Raw genomic sequence first — 16,397 nt, forward strand, 5'->3', positions numbered from 1 at the left:
GGCACAAGCTTGTGCTGGCGGCCTTTTTAAGCTTCGTAGGGGGTAAAAGCGCGCATGTCGACCATCCGTCCGGTGTTCTACGTTTCCGATGGAACCGGTATCACCGCTGAAACCATTGGGCATAGCCTGCTGACCCAGTTCTCCGGGTTCAGCTTCATTACCGACCGCATGTCGTTTGTCGACGACCCCGAAAAAGCGCGTGAAGCCTGTGCCCGGATCCAGGCGGCAGGGGAGCGCTACCAGGTCCGGCCGATCGTGGTGAACTCCTGCGTGGACCAGAGCCTGAGCCTGATCCTGGCCGACAGCGGGGCGCTGATGCTGGATGTGTTCGCGCCGTTCATCGAGCCGCTGGAGCGTGAACTGGCCAGCCCGCGCCTGGCCCGGGTCGGCCAGGCCCACGGCATGGTCGATTTCGATACCTACCACCGTCGCATCAACGCGATGAACTTCGCCCTGACGCATGACGACGGCATCGCGGTGAACTACGACGATGCCGACGTGATCCTGGTGGCGGTGTCGCGCGCGGGCAAGACGCCGACCTGCATCTACCTGGCCCTGCATTACGGGGTACGCGCGGCCAACTACCCGCTGACCGACGAAGACCTGGAAAGCGATCGCCTGCCGCCGCGACTGCGCAATTACCGGCGCAAGCTGTTCGGCCTGACCATCGATCCGGACCGGCTGCAGCAGATCCGCCAGGAGCGCCGTCCGAACTCGCGCTACGCCAACCTGGAGACCTGCAAGCGCGAGGTGGCTGCGGCCGAGACCATGTTCCGCATGGAGCGGATCCCGACCCTGAGCACCACGCATACCTCGATCGAGGAGATTTCCAGCAAGGTGCTGGCCACGCTGGGGCTGCAGCGCGAGCTGTATTGATCCGTTCCGGCGCGCTGCACTTCGCCCTGTAGAGCCGAGCCCACGCTCGGCTGGGCCGCCGGGTTCTTCCCGAACAGCAGCCGAGCATGGGCTCGGCTCTACACGGGGATCGTCGCTGACGGGTTGGCTGTGGCTTGAGGCGCCCCCACGTTGAAGCACCAACGTGTAGGATCGACCCATGGCCCAAGCCTCGCCCCGCACCGAACGTATTCCCCGCCTGAGCCGGTTGAGCTGGCTCATGGGCCTGTACGCGGAGAACTACCGCCATCTGGTGCGCCTGTTCGAACCGGCCGGATTGGTGGCGGGCAGCTACATTTCCTCGATCGGCGACGGCCTGGACGTACGCCTGGACGTGATCGAGTGCCACCGCTACACGGTGGAACTGCGCCTGACCTACGACCTGGCCGACCCGGTCACCGGTGAGCCGGATCCCTCGGCGTATGTGCGCCTTTACCGTGACGCACGCCAGGCCGAGACCACCCATTGCTACGTCGGCCGCCGCTGGCAGGACACGATGGGCCTGTACCCGCCGCCGGCCGAGCTGATCAGCCACCGCATGCGGATGAACACCTTCCTCGGCAAGTGGCTGGAATACCTGGCCGAGCGCGGTCACGGCGTGGCCACCCTGCGCCGCGATCCCGATGGCGCAGGCACAGCCGCCGAGCGCCGCCTGTCGCTGGTGCGCTGATCGGCCATAATCCACGGCTGACCTGCCGCTGGATGCCGCCCATGCCGTACACCCCGATCGTCGCCACCCTGGGCTACGTGCTGTCGCCTGATCGTCGCCAGGTGCTGATGATCCACCGCAACACCCGTCCGGGTGACCACCACCTGGGCAAGTACAACGGGCTGGGCGGCAAGATCGAAGCGGACGAGGACGTGGCGGCCAGCATGCGTCGCGAGATCGCCGAGGAGGCCGGCATCGACTGCACCGGCATGCGCCTGCGCGGCACCCTCAGCTGGCCGGGCTTCGGCAAGCACGGTGAAGACTGGCTGGGCTTCGTGTTCGTCATCGATACTTTCGAAGGCACCCCGCACGGCGGCAACCACGAGGGCACGCTGGAGTGGGTGGACCTGGACAAGCTGGACACGCTGCCGATGTGGGAGGGCGACCGCAACTTCCTGCCGCTGGTGTTCGACGCCGACCCGCGCCCGTTCCACGGCGTGATGCCGTACAAGGACGGCCGCATGGTCAGTTGGTCCTACAGCCGGCTGTGAGGTGACGAATCGGGTGGGTGCCAACCTTGGTTGGCACGCTCTTCTGGCAAATTAATACCCGGTCAATATTGACTTGGTGAAATTACCCGGGCAATATTCACGCATCGCCTCTGATGCCATTGCCATGCCTGTGTCCCGACTTCCTCCCTTCAGCTGTTTCGACGGCCATCGCCTGGTCGCTTCCGGCACGCCGGAAGTGGCAGCGCTGGCGTTGAAACAACTGCGTGCCGACAACGCAGCCGGTCCGCTGCTGGTGTTCGACAACGCCAGCGGGCGAACCCGCGATTTCGACACGCGCGGCAGCGACACAGAGCTGCTGGCACGGGTGACCGAAGCGTTTCCCTCCGCCGTGGAGGCGGATGCCGACGTCACTACCGGAGAGGCGCCCGCAACCCCGCGTGGCCGTGGCCGCCCCAGACTGGGCGTGGTCGCCCGCGAAGTGACGCTGCTGCCGCGGCATTGGGCGTGGTTGGCCGAACAGCCGGGTGGGGCTTCGGTGGTGCTGCGCAGGCTGGTGGAAGCGGCCAGCCGTGCCGGTGCCGACGAGGATCGGCAGCGCCGCCACAGCGAGCGTACCTATCACTTCCTGCAGGCCATCGCCGGTGACCTGCCGGGCTTCGAGGAGGCCATTCGGGTGCTGTTCGCGCATGACCGCGCGGGCCTGGAAGCAGCGCTGCATTCCTGGCCCAGGGATGTGCGCGACCACGCCCTGCGCCTGGCGTTCGAAGACGCTGACGGCTGAGCCATCGCGCCGTTGCTGAGCGACGGCGTCATCTGATCGCGGGCCGCGGCCCGCTTCCCCTGTGCTTGCTTTGCTGGCGGAAACGCCGGGCAGGGCGGCGCCTTGCCCAGAGAATCCCATGAGCCCCCCTGTACATCCGACACCTCCGGCAGCACCCCCGCTGTGGCGCACCTACCTGACGCTGCTGCTGCCGATGCTGCTGACCAATGCGTTGCAGCTGGCCGCAGGCACGCTGGACAACATCTATCTCGGCCACCTGCTTGGCACACAGGCGGTGGCTGCGGCCGCGGCGTTCTTCCCGGTCTTTTTCCTGCTGCTGGCCCTGGTGATGGGCCTGGCCACGGGCGCGATGGTGCTGATCGGCCAGGCCTGGGGCGCGGGCCGCCCGCAACAGGCGCGCGCGGTGGCCGGCAGCGCGGTGGCGCTGATCCTGCTGTTGTCGGTGCTGGTGATGGCCCTGGGCGGCGGTTTCGCGCCACAGCTGCTGGCGGCACTGGGCACGCCGGCAGCGATCCTCGGCGAGTCCATCGTGTACGCGCGCGTGCTGTTGCTGGCGGCTCCGGTGTTCTTCCTGCTGTGGCTGGCCACTGCCGTGAGCCGCGCAGTGGGCGATGCAAAGACGCCGCTGCAGGCGCTGCTGCTGGCCACGGTGGTCGGCCTGCTGTGCACGCCGCTGCTGATCCTGGGCTGGACCGGCCTGCCGCGGCTGGGGTCGGCCAGTGCGGCTGTATCGGCGGCGTTTGCCTCATTGTTGGCCCTGGGCTGGTTGCTGTGGCGCTGGCATCGGGTAGGACATCCCCTGGCGCCACGGCGCGAGCAGTTGCGTGCCATCCGTTTCGATGGCGCGCTCATCCGCGCGATGCTGCGCATCGGCGTACCGTCTTCGCTGCAGATGCTCAGCCTGGCCATTGCCGAGATCGTATTGCTGGGCTGGATCAACCGCTACGGCTACACGGCCACGGCGGCCTACGGTGCGGTCAACCAGTTGATGAGCTGGGTGCAGCTGCCGGCCATGTCACTGGGCATTACCGCCACCATCCTTGCGGCGCATGCGATGGGCGCGGGGCGTACGGCACGGCTGCCCGGCATCGCCCGCACCGGCGTGCTGCTTGGACTGGCGATGCTGAGTGCAGTGGTGCTGCTGGTGATGGCGCTTGCGCCCTGGCTGACCGGCCTGATCCTGGTGGCTGCCGAAGCGCATGAACTGGCCACGCTGCAGTTGCGCACGGTGGCATGGGGCGTGCTGGCGATGGGCGGCAGCACCGTGCTGGTAGGGGTGATGCGCGGCAGTGGCACGGTATGGCGGCCAGCGCTGCTGGGCATGGTGGCGGTATTGCTGCTGGAGCTGCCGCTGGCGATGTGGATGCAGGCGCAGCACGGGCTGGCCGGCGTGTGGTGGGCGTGGCCGCTGGGGTTGCTGGCGATGCTGGTGATGCAGGTGTTCTGTTTCGAGCGCTGGCGGCGGGTGCAGGCTGGGTAGTGCCGGCCGCTGGCCGGCAACGCGGAACGGTCGGGGCAGCCGGCCAGCGGCCGGCTCTACCACTTCAGGGCCGCTGCGCCAGCGGCAGATGGAAGCATCCGGCATCATCGCCGCCCGTCACCAGGAATCGGACGCGGCGGCGGCGGGCCCGCCGGTGACCATAGCGCCGACTCTGCGGCTTGGGAAGTAGGGAAACCCCGCGGAAGAGTGATGAGGAAATGTCCACCGTCGCAGTCGGTGAGATCTGGTTGTCCACAGGGGGTGTGGATTACGCGTGGGCAACTTTGTGGATAAGCCCCGACAGGCGCCACCCCCCTAGGCTGTCAAGATGGGTGGCGAAAAATTCACCGCCGGTGACGGCGGGTGAGGGGGCGGTGAAGGATCGGCTGAGCCAGCGCTGTCGCCAGCGGCGGCGCTCGCGGTAACCTGTGGGCCTTGATGCTCCGTGAGACCCCATGAAACGTCACTTCTCGATGCTGCGCGAATTCCAGCTGGCCGACTGGTTCACCCTGGCCAATGCTTTCTGCGGCACCGGTGCGGTCTTTGCCGCGATGCGCTTCCTGCAGGACGGCGAGCGCGGCTATCTGCTGTTCGGCATGGCGCTGATCCCGCTGGCCTTCATCTTCGACGCCCTCGACGGGCGCATCGCGCGCTGGCGCAAGTCCAGCTCCACCCTGGGCCGCGAGCTGGACTCGCTGTCCGACGTGATCTCCTTCGGCGTGGCGCCAGCGGCGCTGGCCTATGCCTGCGGCATGCAGGGCGGATGGGACTGGCTGGTGCTGAGCTACTTCGTCTGCTGCGGCGTCAGCCGCCTGGCACGCTACAACGTCACTGCCGAGGCGCTCGCCGGCGACGAGGGCAAGGTCACGTATTTCGAGGGCACCCCGATCCCGACCAGCCTGGTGCTGGTGATCGTACTGGCGATTGCCGCCGGCACCGATGCCATCGGCCAGAACATCTGGTTCGGCCAGTGGCAGATCGGCCCGTGGCAGCTGCACCCGATGGTGCTGTTGTTCGCCCTGTCCGGGTCGCTGATGATCAGCAAGACCTTGCGTATTCCCAAGCCATGAGCCAGCCCTGCGGAGGCCTGCGATGACCAGCTCGGCCCACGACACCGGCAGCAGCGATTTCGAAACCCTGGCCCGGCAGTATTTCGGCGCCTGGGGCGATGCCCTGCGCCATGCGAGCACGCCCGGCGCACCCGCCGGTGACGATCCCGGCAGTTGGCAGCGGTTGTTCGACTGGTGGGGCCAGCTGTTGCCCGAGCAGGCGCAGGGCGCGCCGGAAGATGCCGTGCGCCGGTTCCGCGAACAGGCGGGCAGCTGGTACGGCACCATGCAGGAGGTCGCCGCACGGTTTGCGGGCCGCGACGCCAGCAGTGCCGATGTGGCCCAGGCCTGGCGCGAGGCGGTGCAGGGGCAGGGCGACGGCATGCTCCAGTGGATGCTGCAGGGCGCCCGTGGCAGCACGCACGCCGGCGCCGCGATACCCGAATTCGCCGCCTGGCTGCAGCAGTTCCAGCTGCAGGCGGGCCCGTGGCTGCAGAGCCCGGCATTCGGCCCCGGCCGCGAGCACCAGGCGCGCTGGCAGGCCCTGCTGCGTGCGCAGGAGGAATACCAGCAGCATTCGCGCGCCTATGTCGATCAGATCAAGCAGGCACTGGACGAAGCCTTTGCGCTGTTCGAGCAGCGCCTGGCCGAGCACGAACAGCCCGGCAGCCAGCTGACCAGCGCCCGCGCGATGTTCGACCTGTGGATCGAAGTTGCCGAGGAGGCCTACGCCAAGGTCGCCATGTCCGAACCGTTCCAGCAGGTGTACGCCTCGCTGGGCAACGCGCAGATGCGCCTGCGCGCCGGCCTGCAGCGGGAGGTGGAACAGATGAGTGAACGGATCGGCCTGCCCACCCGCAGCGAGATGGATGCCGCACACCGCCGCATCGCCGAGCTGGAGCGCAGCCTGCGCCGCCTGCAGGCGCAGGTGGCTGTGCTGGCCGGAACCGCTGAGGTCGATCCGGTGGCGCAGCCGGCGCCGGCGAAGGTGAAGCCAACTGCGCGCAAGGCCGCGAAGAAGGCCGCGCCGGCAAAGAAGGCGCCTGCGAAGAGGACATCTGCGAAGAAGGCCGCACCTCGCGCTTCCGCTCGGGCGCGTGACCGATGAAGGGACCATTGGGCTTCAACGCCGATGACCTGATGCAGGAGAGCCTGGCCATGCAGCGCAAGCTGATGGAAGGGCTGAAGCTGCTGCCGCAGGTGGAAGACGTGGACTATGGCGTGACCGCGCGCGAGGAAGTCTGGCGCGACGGCAAGGTGGTGCTGTATCGCTTCGTCGGTGAGCAGGCGCCGACCCGGCGCACGCCGCTGCTGATCGTCTACGCGCTGGTCAACCGGCCGTACATGGTCGACCTGCAGGCCGACCGTTCGCTGGTGCAGAAGCTGCTGGCGCTGGGCCAGGACGTGTACGTGCTGGACTGGGGCTACCCGGACCGGTCCGAACGCTTCCAGACCCTGGAGGACTACCTGCTGCGCTACATCGACGGAGCGGTCGATGCGCTGCGCGTGCGCAGTGGTGGCCCGGTCGACCTGCTCGGCATCTGCCAGGGCGGCGTGTTCGCGCTGTGCTACGCAGCGTTGCGCCAACAGAAGCTGGGCAAGCTGATCACCATGGTCACCCCGGTCGATTTCCAGACCGCCGACAACATGCTCTCGCACTGGGCGCGGCAGGTGGACGTGGACCTGCTGGTCGATACGCTGGGCAACATCCCGGCCGACCTGATGAACGCCAGCTACCTGATGCTCAAGCCGTTCCGCCTGAACGTGCAGAAGTACGTCGGCCTGCTCGACATCCTCGATGACAAGGCGGCGCTGGAGGACTTCCTGCGCATGGAGAAGTGGATCTTCGATTCGCCGGACCTGGCGGGCGAGGCGTTCCGCGATTTCATCAAGCAGTTCTACCAGGCCAATGGCCTGATGAAGGGCACGGTAAGGATCGGCGAGGAAGCAGTGGACCTGTCGCAGGTGACGCTGCCGGTGCTGAACATCTACGCCGAGCAGGATCATCTGGTGCCGCCGGACGCCTCGCGCGCGATGCGCGGGCGCCTGGGCACGGACGACTACACCGAGTCCAGCTTCCGCGGTGGCCATATCGGCATCTACGTGTCCGGGCGCGCGCAGCGCGAAGTGCCGGCCACGATCGATGGTTGGCTGAAGGCGCGCGACCTGTAGAGTCGAGCCCTGCTCGACTGACTTGGAGGGATGATGACGTACCGGGTTTTGTTGATTCTTGCGGTACTGCTGGCAGCGCCCCTTGCCCAGGCCGCACCCAGTGCGGATGCACGGCGGGAGATCGCCCAGTTGATCGCCAGCCTGGACGGCTCCCAGTGCCGGTTCCAGCGCAATGGCAGCTGGTACGACGGCGGCGATGCGCGCGCGCATCTGCAGCGCAAGTACGACTATCTGCTGAAGAAGGACATGGTGGACAGCGCCGAGCAGTTCATCGAGCGCGCCGCCAGCCAGAGCAGCATGAGCGGCAAACCCTATCGCATCCAGTGCCCGGGGCAGCCTGAACAGACCGCAGCCGCCTGGTTCGGTGCGCGCCTGCAGGCGCTGCGTCACCGCACGCCGTAGACATGGGCAGGGTGTAGAGTCGAGCCACGCTCGACTGCCCTGTCCGTTGCCCGGAGCCGCCGCCATGAACACCACGCCCAAGACACTGTCGCGTTCATTGAACGACCGCATGATCGCCGGCGTGATGGGTGGCATTGCCCATCGCTTCGGCTGGAATGCCAACCTTCTGCGGGTGGTCTACGTGCTGCTGTCGCTGGCCTCGGCGGCCTTCCCCGGCATCCTGGTCTACCTGATCCTGTGGCTGCTGATGCCGAACGAGGCCGATTGAACACCGCCTCCCGGCCTTGGCCGATCTGGCTGCGCGCGCTGCAGGTGCTGGGCGCGGTGTGGACCCTGCCCAACACCCTGATCGGCCTGATGGGTGGGCTGGCCGGCATGCTCGGCGGCGCGACATTGCGCTGGAGCCGGCGTGACTGCGCGCTGGTGTTCGACCGCTGGCCGTGGGGGCCGGGTGGGGCGATCACCTTGGGCAATGTGATCCTGCACACGGGCCACGATCTTGGCATTTCCTGCCGGACCTACGCGCATCAGGCGGGGTGGGGCGTGGAGCCGCTGATCCGGCTGGACGACCATGAGCGTGCGCATGTCTACCAGTACATGGTGCTGGGGCCGCTGTACCTGCCGGTGTACCTGCTGTGTGGCGGGGTGAGTGCGCGCAATCCGTTCGAGCGGGCGGCCGATCATTTCGCCCGGTTCGGGCACGGCTGGTGGCCGTAGTTTCCAGCCAACGGCGCAGCCCCTCGTGGCTTGGTCGCGGAATGCCTGCTTCCTGGGGGCTGGCCGGGTGGGTGGGGCCAGCGCGGACGCCGTGAACCCATCCATGGGGGCTTGGCCGCGGCTTGCACGTGTGCGCTGTCCTGCGCACACGGCAAGACCGGGGTTGGGCGTCCTGCCCAACCCGTCGGGCGCATGCGCCCGACCCATGCCGCAGATACCCCGCCACCCCCACCCACCCGGCCGCTGACAGATTCCGTGCGCGTCCAGCCACGGAAGAGATAAAGAACAGCAGAAGCGGGTCGCGCGCTGCGCTTGCTCGTGTAGAGCCGAGCCTGCGCTCGGCTTCGCGGACTGGCCGGAAAGCAGCCGAGCATGGGCTCGGCTCTACAAAAAGCGGCCAGCCAAGCTGTTTTTGCTTTTGATCTTCTTTTTTCTTTTCCGTGGGTGAACGTGCCCGAAAAACTGTCAGGGGCCGGGCGGGGTGGGTGCGCGGCCCAATCACATGAAACGCGTTACACGACCACCCACGAGGGGCTGCGCCGTTGGCGGGAATCCCCCACGGATTCGTTAGCCGGAAGTTAAGGATCCGTAAGCATTCTGCTGCGATCCCGCAGTCATCTGCATGCAACCGATCGTCATTAGCCTTCGTGACGTTCCAGTCAGGTTCGACGCGGTAAGCTCTCCCCCGATGAGCTCGCAGCATCGCTCATCGAGTGCAGTACGCAGTAGCAATTTGGAGGAATACATCACATGGCAATCGTTCTTTATGTCGGTGGTAGCAAGGATGGCGAGAAGGGCGTGGTGCCCTACGGCTTCAGCAAATCCCGCGCCGACACCGCGCTGGGGCCGGAGTTCTACACGGAGCGGTTCATGGAACTGCAGGGTGTCGGCAAGGTCCGCCTGATGGCCCTGGAAGGCATGCGTGACGAGATCGTCATGCAGCGCGCCGCCCGCCACTACCGCTGACCTACGCAACACGCGGCAGGGCGCGCCCACCATCGCGCGCCCGCGCCGGCATCCCAGCCCCGGGCCAGTCCGGGCCCGCTCTTTGCCAGGATGCCGGCGTCCACTCCGGCTACGCCGCTGTACCTCGTCCCCTGTCAATGCCTTGTCCGGCTCCGTCGTCGGTTGCCAGAATGGGGTCTTCCCGTAACGCGGCTCAGACCTGAAGCAATGCACGACGCCAAGAACGCCCAGAGCGCGCTCGCCCAGCAGATCGCCCAGACCATCGCCGACGAGATCGGTGCCCAGTCCGCCCAGGTACGCGCCGCCGTCGGCCTGCTCGACGAGGGCGCCAGCGTTCCGTTCATCGCGCGCTACCGCAAGGAAGTGACCGGTGGCCTGGACGACACCCAGCTGCGCAACCTGGAAACCCGGCTGACCTACCTGCGCGAGCTGGAGGACCGCCGTGCGGCGGTGCTGGCCAGCATCGGCGAGCAGGGCAAGCTCAGCGACGAGCTGCGCAATGACATCCTGGCCGCCGATACCAAGAGCCGGCTGGAAGACCTGTACCTGCCGTACAAGCCCAAGCGCCGTACCCGCGCCCAGATCGCCCGCGAGGCCGGTCTGGAGCCGCTGGCCGATGGCCTGCTGGCCGATCCGACGCAGGACCCGCAGACGTTCGCGGCCACCTTCGTCGATACCGACAAGGGGGTGGCCGACACCAAGGCCGCGCTGGAAGGCGCCCGCGCGATCCTGATGGAGCGCTGGGGCGAAGATGCCGCGTTGGTTGGCGAGCTGCGCACCTGGCTGGGCGAGACCGGCGTGATCCGTGCCCGCGTGGCCGAGGGCAAGGAAACCGAAGGCGCCAAGTACCGCGACTATTTCGAACATGCCGAATCTCTGGCGAAGATTCCCTCGCACCGGTTGCTGGCGCTGTTCCGCGCGCGCCGCGAAGAGATCCTGTTCCTGGAACTGGACCCGGGCAGCGATGCCGAAGCGGGCCACCAGTACGCCGAGGGTCGGGTGGCACGCAAGGCCGGCATCGCCGACCGGGGGCGTGCCGCCGACCGCTGGCTGCTGGATGCCTGCCGCCTGACCTGGCGCGCCAAGCTGCACACCCATCTTCTGCTGGACCTGTTCAACCAGGCCCGCGAAAAGGCCGAAGCCGAAGCCATCGCGGTGTTCGGCGACAACCTGAAGGACCTGCTGCTGGCCGCACCGGCCGGCCCGAAGACTGTGCTGGGCCTGGACCCTGGCATCCGTACTGGCTGCAAAATTGCCGTGGTCGATGCCACCGGCAAGCTGGTCGCCACCGACACCATCTACCCGCACGAACCGCGCCGCCAGTGGGAGCAGTCGGTGCAGACGATCAAGCAGCTGTGCGCCAAGCACAACGTGGAGCTGATCGCGATCGGCAATGGCACCGCCAGCCGCGAAACCGACAAGCTGGCCGGCGAAGCGATCAAGGCTGCCGCCAACCCGAAGCTGCAGAAGGTCGTGGTCAGCGAGGCGGGCGCCTCGGTGTACTCGGCCTCCGAGTTCGCGGCCAAGGAGTTCCCGGGGCTGGACGTGTCGCTGCGTGGCGCGGTATCGATCGCTCGTCGCCTGCAGGACCCGCTGGCCGAACTGGTCAAGATCGAACCCAAGGCGATCGGTGTCGGCCAGTACCAGCACGACGTGGACCAGTACCGCCTGGCGCGGGCGCTGGACGCGCGCGTGGAGGACTGCGTGAACGCGGTCGGCGTGTATGTCAACACCGCCTCGGCCGCGCTGCTGTCCCGGGTGTCCGGCCTGTCGGCCACGGTGGCCGAGAACATCGTGCGCCATCGCGACGACAACGGCCCGTTCAAGCGCCGCAAGGACCTGCTGAAGGTCGCGCGCCTGGGCGAGAAGACCTTCGAGCAGTGCGCCGGCTTCCTGCGCATCGCCGATGGCGACCAGCCGCTGGACGCCTCGGCGGTACACCCCGAAGCCTATCCGGTGGTTGAGCGCATCGTGGCCAGCACCGCGCGCCCGATCAAGGCGCTGATCGGTGACGGCAGCTTCCTGCGTGGCCTGAAGGCAGAACAGTTCACCGACGACACCTTTGGCGTCCCGACCGTGCGCGACATCCTAAAGGAACTGGAAAAGCCGGGCCGCGACCCGCGCCCGGAGTTCAAGGCGGCGCGCTTCGCCGAGGGCGTCGAGGACATCAAGGACCTGCGCGAGGGCATGGTGCTGGAGGGCGTGGTCAGCAACGTGGCCGCCTTCGGGGCCTTTGTCGATATCGGCGTGCACCAGGACGGCCTGATCCACATCTCGGCGCTCGCCGATACCTTCGTGAAGGACCCGCGCGACGTGGTCAAGGCCGGTGACATCGTCAAGGTGAAGGTGCTGGAGGTGGACGTGGCGCGCAAGCGCATCGCCCTGACCCGGCGCCTGGACGATACCCCGGGCCAGGCCACCAGCCGCCCGGGCCAGCGCGATGAGCGGGGCCAGGGCCAAGGGCCGCGCCGTGACGCTGGCGGCCAGAACCGTGGACCGAACCGCGGCCAGGGCGCTGGCGGCCGTCCGGCCCAGTCTGCGCCGCCGGCCAACAATGCCCTGGCCGAGGCCTTTGCCCGGGCCAAGCGCAGCTGAGGATCGTGCCCCCCGTCACGGTTGATCCGGGTCGGGGGACTTGTCGGTTTTCCCCGTGATTGCGCACACTTGCGCCTGAGGGGGGCGTTTGGCCTCCCCGCTGTCGCTGGGGAGGACCATGACGCCAGCACGACCCGCCGTCTTCGTTGCAGGCCGCAGTGCTTCGCTGCGGTCGGCGCCTGCCCGTGCCGGCAGGGGACCGGAGTGATGCCGGGCCAGGGCACCCACGGCAATGGACTGCTGGAGCGCCGCCTGCAGGCGTTGGCTGAAGAGCGTCGCCGGCTGGCGATGATCATCGACGGTACCGCTGCGGGTACCTGGGAATGGAACGTGCAGACCGGCGAGATGCGGGTCAATGCGCGCTGGGCCGAGATTGTCGGTTATCGCCTGGATGAGCTGGAACCGATCTGCCAGAAGACGTTCCTGAAGCTGGTCCATCCCGATGACATTGCGCTGTCCGATGCAGCGCTGGACGACCATTTCGAAGGGCGCAGCGACAACTACGCCTGCCTGCTGCGCATGCGCCACAGGAACGGCCAGTGGATCTGGATCCAGGACCGTGGCCGGGTCTTTGAATGGGACGGGCAGGGCAAGCCGCTGTGGATGGCCGGTGCCCATGCCGATGTCACCGAACTGCAGCAGGCAAGGCAGGACGCGGCCGAGACCCGGCAGCGCCTGCAGGCCGTGGTCGATGCGTCCGATGAGGTGGCGGTGATCGCCACCGATACCGATGGCACCATCACCCTGTTCAACACGGGGGCGGAGCGCCTGCTGGGCTACAGCGCGGCGGAGGTGGTCGGCCAGCGCCGGCTCGACGCCTTCCACGATCCAGCCGAACTGAAAGCGTGGTTGCAGCCGCTGGCTGATGCTGATGGCAATCTTCCCGGCGTGTTCGAGGCGCTGAGCGCGCGTGCCGACGGGCAGACCTACTCGCGGCAGTGGACGCTGCTGCGCAAGGATGGCCAGTCACGCCAGGTACGCCTGTCGATCAGCCGCATGGAGAGTGCCGATGGAACGCGCATCGGCTACGTCGGCATGGCCATCGACATTACCGAGATCCTGCAGGCACGCGCCGAAGCACGACTTTCGGCAGAGAAGTTCGCTGGCGCGTTCACCTCCGCCGCACTGGGCATGGCACTGGTGTCGCTGGAAGGACGCTGGCTGGATGTCAACGACGCGCTGTGCCGGATACTGGGCTACCCGCGAGAAGAGCTGCTGCAGGTCGATTTCCAGCGCCTGACCCATCCCGATGACCTGCAGACCGACCTGGCCCTGGTACAGGACCTGTTGGCCGGGCGACGCAGCCACTATCACCTGGAAAAGCGCTACCTCGACCGCGACGGCCGCATCATCTGGGCGCGGCTGTCGGTGTCGCTGGTGCGCAACGAGCATGGCGAACCGCTGCATTTCGTGTCGCAGATCCAGGACATCACCGCCCAGCGCAGCAGCGAGCAGCGCCTGTTCGAGAGTGAACAACGCAGCCGAATCACGCTGGATGCGGTGGCCGACCTGGTGCTCAGCGTCAGCCTTGATGGCCGCATCGACTACGCCAACGCGGCTGCGGTGCGCACCCTGGCCGGTGATGGCGCCTTGTCGCTGGCCGGGCACAAGGTGCAGGACGTGCTGGCGCTGACCACCGAGTACGCGCCCGGCTCGGTACTGGATGTGACGGTGCTGCTGGACCCGGAGAGCAACGCGGTGGACCTGCACGCCGACCTGCTGCTGCGCCTGGGCACGGCAACGGTGCCGGTGGACCTAACCCGCGCCTGGCTGCGCGATGACGAAGGCCACGTGCGCGGCGCGGTGTGGGTGCTGCGCGACGACACCCAGCAGCGGGCACGCCAGCGCGAAGCCCGCCACCTGGCCGAGATCGATCCGCTCACCGAACTGAGCAACCGCCGCGGTTTCGAGGTACACCTGCAGCAGGCGATCACCCGCGTGGAGCGCACCGGCCAGGCTGCCTCGCTGATGTACATCGATCTGGACCGCTTCAAGCCGGTCAACGACACCTGGGGCCATCTGGCCGGCGATGCCGTGCTGTGGGCGGTGGCCAGCGTGCTGCGCCATGGCGTGCGCGATTCGGACGTGGTGGCACGGTTGGGCGGCGACGAATTCGCGGTCATCCTGTCCGGTTGTACGCCGCGGCGTGCGGCCCGCATCGGGGGCGAGCTGCTGCACACCCTGGCCGCGCTGTCCATTCCGTGGGACCAGGACCGGCTGCGGATCGGTGCCAGCATCGGTATCGCGCCGCTGGCCGGCGGCATGAGCGTGGACCAGGCGGTGGCTGCGGCCGATGCCCAGTGCTACCGGGCCAAGGCGATGGGGCGCAACAACGTGCAGGTGCAGGGCGAGTTGTCCCAGCTTCCGGGTGACGATCCCGACGCCGCGGAGGACTGATCTCAGCCTGTGAGAGGACGCGCGCGAATACTGCGCGCACTCCACTCACGCAGGTAACCTCCATGAATGCCTGGAACCCGGTTGCGGTACGCAAGTTCATTCCGGCCCTGATCGGCTGGTGCCTGGCGCTGGCCGCCTGTCTACGCGCCGAACAGCTGCGCGGCGACCTGCACGCAAGGGCGTTGTTGCCCGTGTTGCAGCAAGGTGCAGTCGCGCTGCTGGTCCTGAGCCTGTCCTGCACGGTTGCGGCCTGCCTGTTGCTGTGGCGGCATGGCCGCAGCGATCATGTGCATCCCGCTGCAGGCACTACACCCGTACGGCATCCATCAGCAGGAACCGGCACGGCGCACACTGGAAGGCATTGATCTGTGGCACCAGGCGCTGGAAGTGTTCGCTGGCACAGTGCAGGTCGAGCGCGGCGCGGTCGGGCCACAGCTCGATGAAGATGAAGTGGCCCGGATCCTTCTGGTCGACGAACAGTTCATAGCCGAGGCAGCGCGGCTCGCGCAGCGTGCACGCCACCAGCTCCCGGTACAGGGGAAGCACGGTGTCCACCGCATCGGGATGGATGAAATCCTCGGCGATCACTTTCAGCATGTCGGCACCTGCGAATCGGGCCTTGCAGGATAGCGCCGGCGCATGGCCGGCACCTGTTCCCGTCAACGCAATACCGTGTCCGCACTGACCAGCCGCACGTCATGCATCTGATTGAGGTAGGCCTCGTAGTAGCCCTTGTGCGAGGCACCCACGATGGCCAGCATGCGTCTGCCAGGATGCTGGCTCAGCACGTCGCGGATGTTGGCGACCATGCGCAGGTTGCGGGTTTCCCAGTAACCGACGTACATCCGGCCGAACGCCTTGGAGGACGGCTCGACGAGCGTCGCGCCGAAGTCGCTCTGGTAGGCGGCCATCGCCGCCGCCGGGCTGTTGTAGTCCCGATACAGCGCCATGACACCGCCGGGCTTGTCCAGATCGGCCACGAGGCGTTCATCGGCCTCCCGCCGCGCGCGCGAGTGCGTATTGTTCCAGGCACCGGTGATGGCCGCGCTGGCCGCCGCTTCATCCTCGGCGGGCGTGGGCGAATCGGCCGTGTGGTCGTCCACGGCCCACAGACGTTCCTGCCCGAGGCGGGCGGCGACCTCGGCGGCGATCAGGTGGGTTTCATTGCGGCGAACCAAGCCTTTTTCGAGGATCTCGACCAAGGCAGGTGTCAGTCCATCACCGCCTTTGCGCTCGGACGCAGGCAGGCGCAGCCACTGCACCTGCGCCGAGCCGCGTTCACCCGCTGCCAGGAACAATGCTGCGAGCCGACGACGCTGGGCGGGCGTCGGCTCGTCCGGCCAGGTCGCAAGCAGGTGCTCGGCCTGGGTGTTCGCCGTAGGCACGTCCAGTCCGGTCGCAGCCTGCGCAGCGGTGGTGTCGAAGCAGTAGGTGGCCACGCTCTCCGCATAGCGTGCCGGGTAGCGACGCATGAAATCGCACTGCAGGCCTGGCAGGTCTTCGGTGGCGATCAGCTCGGGCTTCCAGGCGACCAGTCGCTGCAGCAACGGTTCAAGCAAGGCGGGCTGGAAGGACTTGGGCAGGCCGGACAAGTGGGGGGTGCCCAGTACCAGCACTTCGTTCGGGCGCCCGGCAGGCGGGCCCTTCAGCTGGTCGGGATGGAAGCTGGGGCGGTAGGTGGCGTCGGCAGCGAAGGCGCCGCTGCTGCACAGGCCCAGGATGAGGAAACTGGCCAGGCGTGGGAACATGCGATCTCCGTGTCAGTGAGCGTCCTGCGGTTCGC

At 67.5% G+C, this 16,397-nt stretch carries 16 protein-coding genes; 14 read left to right on the top strand and 2 right to left on the bottom strand.

The window, feature by feature from the left end; translation table 11 throughout:
• Positions 1-54: 54 nt before the first annotated feature.
• From ppsR to AC5P53_RS12820, 14 genes are all read left to right on the top strand, one after another.
• Entirely contained in the window at positions 55-876 is an 822-nt protein-coding gene (gene ppsR, locus AC5P53_RS12755) for a posphoenolpyruvate synthetase regulatory kinase/phosphorylase PpsR (protein ID WP_014647552.1), read from the top strand.
• A 178-nt stretch (positions 877-1,054) separates the two neighbouring features.
• Positions 1,055-1,564, top strand: a complete 510-nt coding sequence (locus tag AC5P53_RS12760) for a DUF1249 domain-containing protein (RefSeq protein WP_241887462.1) — start codon at positions 1,055-1,057, stop codon at positions 1,562-1,564.
• Between the two features lie 41 nt (positions 1,565-1,605).
• On the top strand, positions 1,606-2,094 hold the full coding sequence (locus AC5P53_RS12765) for an NUDIX hydrolase (RefSeq protein WP_014647550.1): 489 nt from the start codon (positions 1,606-1,608) through the stop codon (positions 2,092-2,094).
• A gap of 124 nt (positions 2,095-2,218) precedes the next feature.
• Positions 2,219-2,836, top strand: a complete 618-nt coding sequence (locus tag AC5P53_RS12770) for a DUF2239 family protein (protein ID WP_032956104.1) — start codon at positions 2,219-2,221, stop codon at positions 2,834-2,836.
• 118 nt (positions 2,837-2,954) lie between these two features.
• Positions 2,955-4,316 carry an MATE family efflux transporter gene (locus AC5P53_RS12775; RefSeq protein WP_111206948.1) on the top strand — a complete coding sequence of 454 codons (1,362 nt, stop codon included), beginning with the start codon at positions 2,955-2,957 and terminating at the stop codon, positions 4,314-4,316.
• Positions 4,317-4,771: 455 nt separating this feature from the next.
• Complete coding sequence (locus AC5P53_RS12780; protein WP_014647547.1) at positions 4,772-5,386, top strand: CDP-alcohol phosphatidyltransferase family protein; 615 nt, start codon at positions 4,772-4,774, stop codon at positions 5,384-5,386.
• A gap of 22 nt (positions 5,387-5,408) precedes the next feature.
• On the top strand, positions 5,409-6,473 hold the full coding sequence (gene phaE / locus AC5P53_RS12785) for a class III poly(R)-hydroxyalkanoic acid synthase subunit PhaE (protein ID WP_241887465.1): 1,065 nt from the start codon (positions 5,409-5,411) through the stop codon (positions 6,471-6,473).
• Positions 6,470-7,537 carry a class III poly(R)-hydroxyalkanoic acid synthase subunit PhaC gene (phaC, locus tag AC5P53_RS12790; RefSeq protein ID WP_046431281.1) on the top strand — a complete coding sequence of 356 codons (1,068 nt, stop codon included), beginning with the start codon at positions 6,470-6,472 and terminating at the stop codon, positions 7,535-7,537. Before phaE ends, phaC begins: the two co-directional genes overlap by 4 nt.
• A gap of 33 nt (positions 7,538-7,570) precedes the next feature.
• A complete protein-coding gene (locus tag AC5P53_RS12795) occupies positions 7,571-7,939 on the top strand; it encodes a YfeK family protein (protein WP_032956112.1) in 369 nt (122 codons plus the stop codon).
• Between the two features lie 64 nt (positions 7,940-8,003).
• Positions 8,004-8,207 (top strand): PspC domain-containing protein, encoded by a 204-nt coding sequence (locus tag AC5P53_RS12800; protein ID WP_241887467.1) that lies wholly within the window; start codon positions 8,004-8,006, stop codon positions 8,205-8,207.
• Positions 8,204-8,656 carry a hypothetical protein gene (locus tag AC5P53_RS12805; RefSeq protein WP_049408098.1) on the top strand — a complete coding sequence of 151 codons (453 nt, stop codon included), beginning with the start codon at positions 8,204-8,206 and terminating at the stop codon, positions 8,654-8,656. Before AC5P53_RS12800 ends, AC5P53_RS12805 begins: the two co-directional genes overlap by 4 nt.
• 750 nt (positions 8,657-9,406) lie before the next feature.
• Positions 9,407-9,622 (top strand): hypothetical protein, encoded by a 216-nt coding sequence (locus AC5P53_RS12810; protein ID WP_005410085.1) that lies wholly within the window; start codon positions 9,407-9,409, stop codon positions 9,620-9,622.
• A 207-nt stretch (positions 9,623-9,829) separates the two neighbouring features.
• The gene (locus tag AC5P53_RS12815) at positions 9,830-12,217 is read left to right on the top strand and encodes a Tex family protein (protein ID WP_100450266.1); all 2,388 of its coding nucleotides are present in this window, start codon (positions 9,830-9,832) and stop codon (positions 12,215-12,217) included.
• 207 nt (positions 12,218-12,424) lie between these two features.
• Positions 12,425-14,614 (top strand): PAS domain S-box protein, encoded by a 2,190-nt coding sequence (locus tag AC5P53_RS12820; protein WP_014647539.1) that lies wholly within the window; start codon positions 12,425-12,427, stop codon positions 14,612-14,614.
• A gap of 306 nt (positions 14,615-14,920) precedes the next feature.
• On the opposite strand, the gene AC5P53_RS12825 is transcribed toward AC5P53_RS12820, so the two are convergent.
• Complete coding sequence (locus tag AC5P53_RS12825) at positions 14,921-15,211, bottom strand: putative quinol monooxygenase (RefSeq protein WP_046431272.1); 291 nt, start codon at positions 15,209-15,211, stop codon at positions 14,921-14,923.
• Between the two features lie 62 nt (positions 15,212-15,273).
• On the bottom strand, positions 15,274-16,362 hold the full coding sequence (locus AC5P53_RS12830) for a DUF5694 domain-containing protein (RefSeq protein ID WP_241887470.1): 1,089 nt from the start codon (positions 16,360-16,362) through the stop codon (positions 15,274-15,276).
• Positions 16,363-16,397: the final 35 nt, after the last annotated feature.

Source organism: Stenotrophomonas sp. YJH_SMC_82, assembly GCF_059368875.1.